4 protein-coding genes are annotated in these 6,780 nt (G+C 39.5%); all 4 read left to right on the top strand.

Annotation, left to right across the window (positions count from 1 at the left end):
• Positions 1 to 365, top strand: a 365-nt coding sequence (locus AB1414_13085) for a T9SS type A sorting domain-containing protein (GenBank protein ID MEW6608357.1), incomplete at its 5' end; no start/stop codon positions are given.
• Positions 366 to 460: 95 nt separating this feature from the next.
• Positions 461 to 1,381 (top strand): PorV/PorQ family protein, encoded by a 921-nt coding sequence (locus tag AB1414_13080; protein MEW6608356.1) that lies wholly within the window; start codon positions 461 to 463, stop codon positions 1,379 to 1,381.
• Between the two features lie 238 nt (positions 1,382 to 1,619).
• A complete protein-coding gene (locus tag AB1414_13075) occupies positions 1,620 to 2,282 on the top strand; it encodes a hypothetical protein (protein ID MEW6608355.1) in 663 nt (220 codons plus the stop codon).
• Positions 2,283 to 2,483: 201 nt separating this feature from the next.
• Positions 2,484 to 6,780: C25 family cysteine peptidase (locus tag AB1414_13070; protein ID MEW6608354.1), on the top strand; the 4,297-nt coding region annotated here is incomplete at its 3' end.

The raw sequence follows: 6,780 nt of genomic DNA, 5'->3' as shown, positions 1-6,780 counted from the left end.
AGGAGATTACTATTACGGATGAGGCATCGGTTTTTGACCTTGACTTTGTGTTAGAATCATCACAGCCGTTACCACTCCAGAATAAACTTTACCAGAATTACCCAAATCCATTCAATCCCAATCAGGAAGAAACACAGATTCCGTATGATTTAGCCGTGAATGTTCATATAGTCATTAAGATTTACAACATTGCTGGAGAATTAGTCAGGAGATTAGAAGAAGATAAACTTGCCGGGTCAAATATTACTACCCCATGGAATGGTAGAAACGATGATGGTGATATAGTCTCATCAGGCGTCTATTTCTATCAATTACATATTGGTGGAAGTGTAATTGGGACTAAGAAGATATTAGTAATAAAATAGGACGCAGATGTACAGGATTTACAGGATTTTTAAAAAATATTATCCTGATAATCTGCGGAGAAAAATCTTGCGTCCCCCAAAAAGGAGGTAAAAAAATGTTAAACAAAAAGTTACAACAGGTAAGTGTAAATCTATTTTTCTCTCTACTTTCTACTCTCTACTTTCTACTCCCTAATGCCGAGGCAGGAGCTGATACCGCGGCAGACTTCTTAAAACCTGGCATTGGCGCAAGGGCATCTGCTCTGGGAGAGGCATTTTGTGCAGTAGCAGATGGTGTAGAATCTATCTACTTTAACCCTGCTGGATTAGCCTATCTGACTAAAAAAGAGGTCTGGGCAATGTATGGCGATAAACGAGAGGATACTTCGCGAACCTTCTTAGGCTATGCCCAACCAATTGAAGAATGGGAAGGAGATGGAGTAATGGGTATAAGCATAATACATCAGGATTTAGGCAAGATAGAAACCAGGGATAAATTTAATAACCCGACCGGAGATATTAATCCATCTGAATTTGCCCTCATCCTCTCATACAGCAAACTCTATTATGAAAATGTATCCTTAGGTGGAAGCCTGAAATACATCCAGCGTGACCTGAAGGAAATGAAAGGAAAGGGATTTGGTATAGACTTTGGGGTCTTGTGCAAGACTCAAATACCAAATTTAACCCTTGGTGCGTGCATAGAAAATCTTGGTAGTAAAATAAAAGGAGATGAATTACCGCTAAATCTACGAGCCGGGCTTGCCTACCAACCAATGAATAATCTTCTCCTATCACTGGACTTAAACAAGCATTTCTATAATTCCAAGCTGGCTATAAACGCAGGCATTGAATATAGCTACAATATTCTGGCGATAAGGCTCGGCTATCTTGACAAAGGCAGGAAGGTAGATGGTTTAACTTATGGGTTTGGAATAGACTACAAAGTCTATCAGCTTGATTTTGCCAATGTATCAAGTGGAGAAATGGATGGTGCAGAAGATATGAACCGCATATCCCTCTCAGTGAGTTGGTAGCCGCACGGCTTCAGCCTGCGTAGTAGTCAATAGTCAATGGTCATTAGTCATTAATTACTGACCAGTGACCAATGACCAGTGACCAGTTAGTGGGGAATAATTTTAATAATATCTCTGTGTCCTCTGTGTCTCTGTGGCGAGAAACTTCTCTCTTCAAAAGCAAAAAGGAGGTGGTAAAATATTTCAACGCTGGCGAAGAGTGAACATAAAAATCTAAAACAAAAGGAGGTGAAAAAAAATGAAAAAACTAACATTACTTACTATGCTTGTCCTCGGGCTACTTGCTACCGCTACCTATACAACTACAGTATACGCAGAAGATACACAAGCTTATCTTACGCAAACTAATCAAGCTACTGACTATGCTTGGGGATTAGGACAAGTTACTCCCTGTCACTATGATGGTACAGGTCCATATGTATCTACTATGACCCATACCTATATCTATGGGACAAAAACAAGTTTAATCGTAGATATTGCTGACCAACATCTCGAGTGGGAATCTTTAAGTCTACCAAACGATTACATGATCAGGTGGACAAATATTTATGCACGGGCACTTTCCATAAGAGAACCATTCTATTTAAGGATGACGGTAGATGGGTGTGCAGATGTACAGAGAATTGGTGGTACGCAAACCATTCCCACATACTATGCTCTAGGCACTGCAAGTGGTAGTCATCCTGGGCCAGGTGATTTTGTTCCTGCGAATGAATTTAGGAGTTTAGTGGGACCTCCAAATGGAGATTATAGAACACCAAATGCAAGGATACCATCTCCCGGCGGAGGATCCGCCATTCGCTATAACAAAGACTTATGGGCAAGGGTTGTTCCAGGTGATAGTACTTTTGCAGGTAGGTATGAGGATATATTCTTTATTACCTTTGCAGTAGAGTTCTAAATCTTGACAGAGGAGTATTTGTGAGGAAGTATTCCAGCGACTGACGAGAGAGACCTGTTTCCTTTTCTGTAAAAGGGCAGGTCTCTCTTTTTTATTCTTTGTGTCCTCTGCGTCTCTGCGGTGAAAAACTATTTTAACTTTTCTCTTCCCTTTTATACATTTTTATGGTAAAATACTAATATGCTAAAGAAATTTATCTTAATGTTATTTATATTATTTCCAACTATTAGTAATGCAGATTGGGTAGCATTTAAAGAAGGTATCACTTCGCCTACAAAGCCTGAGATTGTAGTTGTAAAAGAAGATACTTCAGGTATTACCTTAGATGCAAGTATCTCTGGGATGAATGTGGAACAAGCTCGGAGCTCGGAGCTCGGAGCTCGGAGTGAAGGAACAGAGACATTTCAGATTTTGAGTATTCCAGGGCATGAATACAGTTTTACCCAAGAAGTTGGCAAACCAAAACTGCCATTTATTCAAATCTTACTTGCTATCCCGGATGATGTTGAAATTAATCTTTCATTTATTTCTACTTCCCACTTCCCACTTCCCAATTCCTACTTAATCTATCCTGTTCCCAGGCAAGTAATAAAAACTACAGCCGAGGGTTATGAATACCTTGCTGAGGAATTCTATCTTGATGAGGAATTTTACCAACAATCCATCTTTTATCCTTATGAGATAGCAACATATACCACAGCTTATGTAAGGGACCAGCGAATACTCAGGTTAGAGGTTCATCCTATCCAGTTCAATCCTGCGAAAAAGCAACTTCAGATACATTCTAAGTTAAAGATTGAGTTAAAATATCTCCCCAAAAAGAAAAAGGTATCTTTCCCTTTAAAGCAATCCATTAATAAAGGAGGCCCTTTTGCTGATGTGTTAAAAAGGGCAGTATTAAACTATAAACCTCCTGTTCTACCTCGTATTCCAGTACCAGAAAGGGTAGGGACATTAACTTATCCAACCCTTCTTAAAGACCCAGCAAACTCTGCAGATTATTTGATAATTACCTCTCCTGATTTTTATGATAATGCTGACTTGAAAAGATTAGCCACTCATCGAGTAGAATATAACGGCTTTGATGTAGCAATAGTTAGTACCACTAATATCTATAATGAGTTTCCTCCACCTCAAGGGACAGAAACCCAGGATATCTCAATCAAAAATTTCATAGAATATGCTTATAACACCTGGAAAGCACCTTCAATGGCAGATAACCATCTGGGTTATGTTCTTATCTTTGGAGATGCTGAACTTGGACCAAATCTCTTCCCGCCTGGATATGTTCCAGCACATAGAGGAAGCGGATATAGTGGAATACCATGTGCCAGTGATATTTGGTATACTTACCTTAATGAGAGTGATTTAACTGAGGGATATAAATTACCAGATATAATGCTTGGGAGACTACCATTACAGATGGGCACAGAAGCAAAAATACTTGTAGATAAGATAATTCAATTTGAGAAGAACCCTGTTCCCGGTCAGTGGCAAAATAGAGCTTTATTAGTTGATGGAGTAGAATCTCGTTGGGTTACTCGAAATTATGTAAAAGATAATATTCTTATACCTGCAGGATTTGAGGTTACTGTAATCAATGGAGACCAGGGAGGAAATGGAGACGATGTATATAATGCAATTAACAATGGTCAACTCCTTGTAGCTTACGAAGGTCATGGTAATTTCTTGGGATGGGCAGTTCAGTTCGGAGTTAATGTTAGTTTTTGTAATAGACATGTCAAGAAACTTTCTAATGGAGGGATGTTACCAATTATTTTTGCTGTTGCCTGTGACACCGCTTGTTTTAATGATGTGGATGATTCCCTTGGTGAACTCTTTATTAAGAAAGAAAATGGTGGAGGAATTGCGTATTGGGGGGCATCTACAATATGCGGTCCATACGAAATGTGGATGAAAGAGGCATATGATTTTATGGCAGAGAACAATCCCTATACCTTTTGTCTCGGCGAGGTAGTTATCAATGCCTATATTCGCCTTAAGTTATTGTATGAGGAATTTAATCTATTAGGTGACCCGGCGGTAACTACTGCAAGGGTTCCTCCAGAACAAGATAAAGCAGAGTTAGAGGTTCAGCCAACTGATGTTTGTTTTATTCCTCCATATCCAAAACCAGGACAACTAACTACCATTACTACTACCATCCATAATTATGGGGGTATAGATGCAGGAAATGTATTGGTTAAATTTTTCCTTGATGAACCAAAAAATGGAATAGAGATAGGTTCTAAAACAATAACTACTATTAAGGCGAAAGACAAAGGAATAGTAGATATAAATTGGACTCCTCATCTCCCTGTAGGTGAATATAAATTCTATGTAGTAGTTGACCCTTATGATACTATCCCAGAGGCAGGAACGATTAACAATATTGCCTATAAACCTTTGGAGATAAATTATTATCAAGATGGTTGGCCTAAGTTTCTACAAGGGTATTCCTTACTATCCCAGGCAGTAGGCGATATAGACGGAGATGGAAACTTAGAAATTGTAGCCTTAGATAGGACTTGTCTATTATATTTCTGGCATCATAATGGTAGTCTTCAACCAGGCTGGCCCAAAAAAATAGTAGGAGAAGAAAAAATCTCACAGATTATATTAGCTGATATTGATAATGATGATAGGTTAGAAATTGTAGTTAGTGGAGATAAGTTATATGTGTGGAATGACGATGGTAGTGATGTGCCTGGTTTTCCAAAGGAAATGGAATGTTCCTCATCACCAGCAATAGGAGATATAGATGGAGATGGAGAGTTAGAGATTGTAGTAGAGTTGAAAGATAATGGAGATAATAAGTTGTATGCATTCCACAATAATGGAAGCATAGTATCCGGTGATTGGCCAAAAGACGGTGATTATAATCATCCTATTGTAGTAAATCTTGATGGCAAGCAAGGAGATGAGATTATTTCATCATCAGCAAAAGGAATGTATGTTTGGGATGGAGAGGGAAAGATAATTCATGGTTGGCCAAAATCTAACCTTGGTTCTGATAGAATCGCAGTAGGGAATTTTGATGAAGATAAAGAACTGGAAATTCTGCTTGGGATTATTGATAGTGGATTAAAGGTATATGCCTTAAACCCTGATGGTAGTGATGTGCCAGGGTGGCCAAAGAAGATAGATGGCAACAAAATCCTGGAGATTATGCTGGGAGATATAGATAATGATAAAGATATGGAAGTGATTATTTCCACTGAGGATCCTAATAAACTTTATGTTCTTCACCACAATGGTAGTGATGTAGTCGGTTGGCCTAAAGAAGGTATTATTGGAAGAATTGATTTTGGTAAATTGGCAGATGTTGACATGGATAATAAACCAGAGATTATCACACCCAACGGTGGGACAATAACTATTTGGGAGGATACTGGTAACATTAAAGCAAGTTTATTTACCAGACCAACTGATTATATAATCTCTTTTATCACCATAGCAGATATTGATTTGGACGGGGATATAGAGATGATAGGTATGGGGCAAGAACCAGAGAATGAGAGTGTATGGCGCAAGCTTTACATCTGGGACTATTGGGGCAGTTGCACACCAGGGGCACTGGAATGGCCGATGGCAAATCACGATATGCGTCGGACTAATTGCTATAATACAGATATTGTTTCCCCTTCTCGCATAACTGACCTTACAGCTCTTAATCCCAAACCTACCTCTATTGACTTAACCTGGACGGCACCTGGTGATGACAAAGATACAGGCTCTTCTACCTGCTACTTTATCCGCTACGCTACCTGGACTATCACCCCACAAAACTGGCACCTGACTAACAAAGCTACATCCACTATTGTTCCCAAAGATGCTGGCTCTCCTGAATCTTTTACCGTCCCTAATCTCTCCCCAACTACCACCTACTATTTCTGTATTCGCGCCAGGGATGATGACTTCAATCTCTCCCCACTTTCTAATATTGCTGTGGAGAGAACACCCTCACCGGCGATGATTACCTTGATTTCACCTACAAAGGGTGTAGTAGGTAAGCGAGTCACTATTAGCGGGTGCAATTTCTACTCCACAGAAACCATTCGCATAGAATTTGGCAATACTACCACTATTGCTCTATCTACCTGTGTTGATGGTTCTTTTACTACTACCTTTACCGTAGATGACCAGGGATTTGGCACGATAACCATTACTGCCTATGGACTTATTTCAGAATATGAGGCAAGGACGTTCTTCTATATCACTGGCGTAGAATATTTCCTGTTTGGCACAATTTCCTCTCCCCAAATAGCAGGGGCAGGATTTCGAATAAAGATGACTGCTTATGATGAATTTGGTGATGTAGTGCTAAATTTCAAAGATAAAGTCGGACTCTCTGACCTTTCTCAAACCATCCAACCTACTATCATCTCTAACTTCACTGGTGGCATCTGGGATGGCACTATTACCATCACCAGAGCAGGCACAACCTCGATTACGGCAGGTTACCAGAGTAAAACAGGCACAAGCAATCCATTTTATG

Source organism: bacterium, assembly GCA_040755795.1.
In the GTDB taxonomy this organism is placed as follows: domain Bacteria; phylum UBA9089; class CG2-30-40-21; order CG2-30-40-21; family SBAY01; genus JBFLXS01.
The sequence above is the reverse complement of the archived record's forward strand: the minus strand, read 5'-3'. Positions and strand labels throughout refer to the sequence as shown.

What these genes read in the sequence shown, in the direction of transcription:
- AB1414_13075 (MEW6608355.1), top strand. Translation starts at nt 1,620, where the DNA reads ATGAAAAAACTAACATTACTTACTATGCTTGTCCTCGGGCTACTTGCT.
- AB1414_13080 (MEW6608356.1), top strand. Translation starts at nt 461, where the DNA reads ATGTTAAACAAAAAGTTACAACAGGTAAGTGTAAATCTATTTTTCTCT.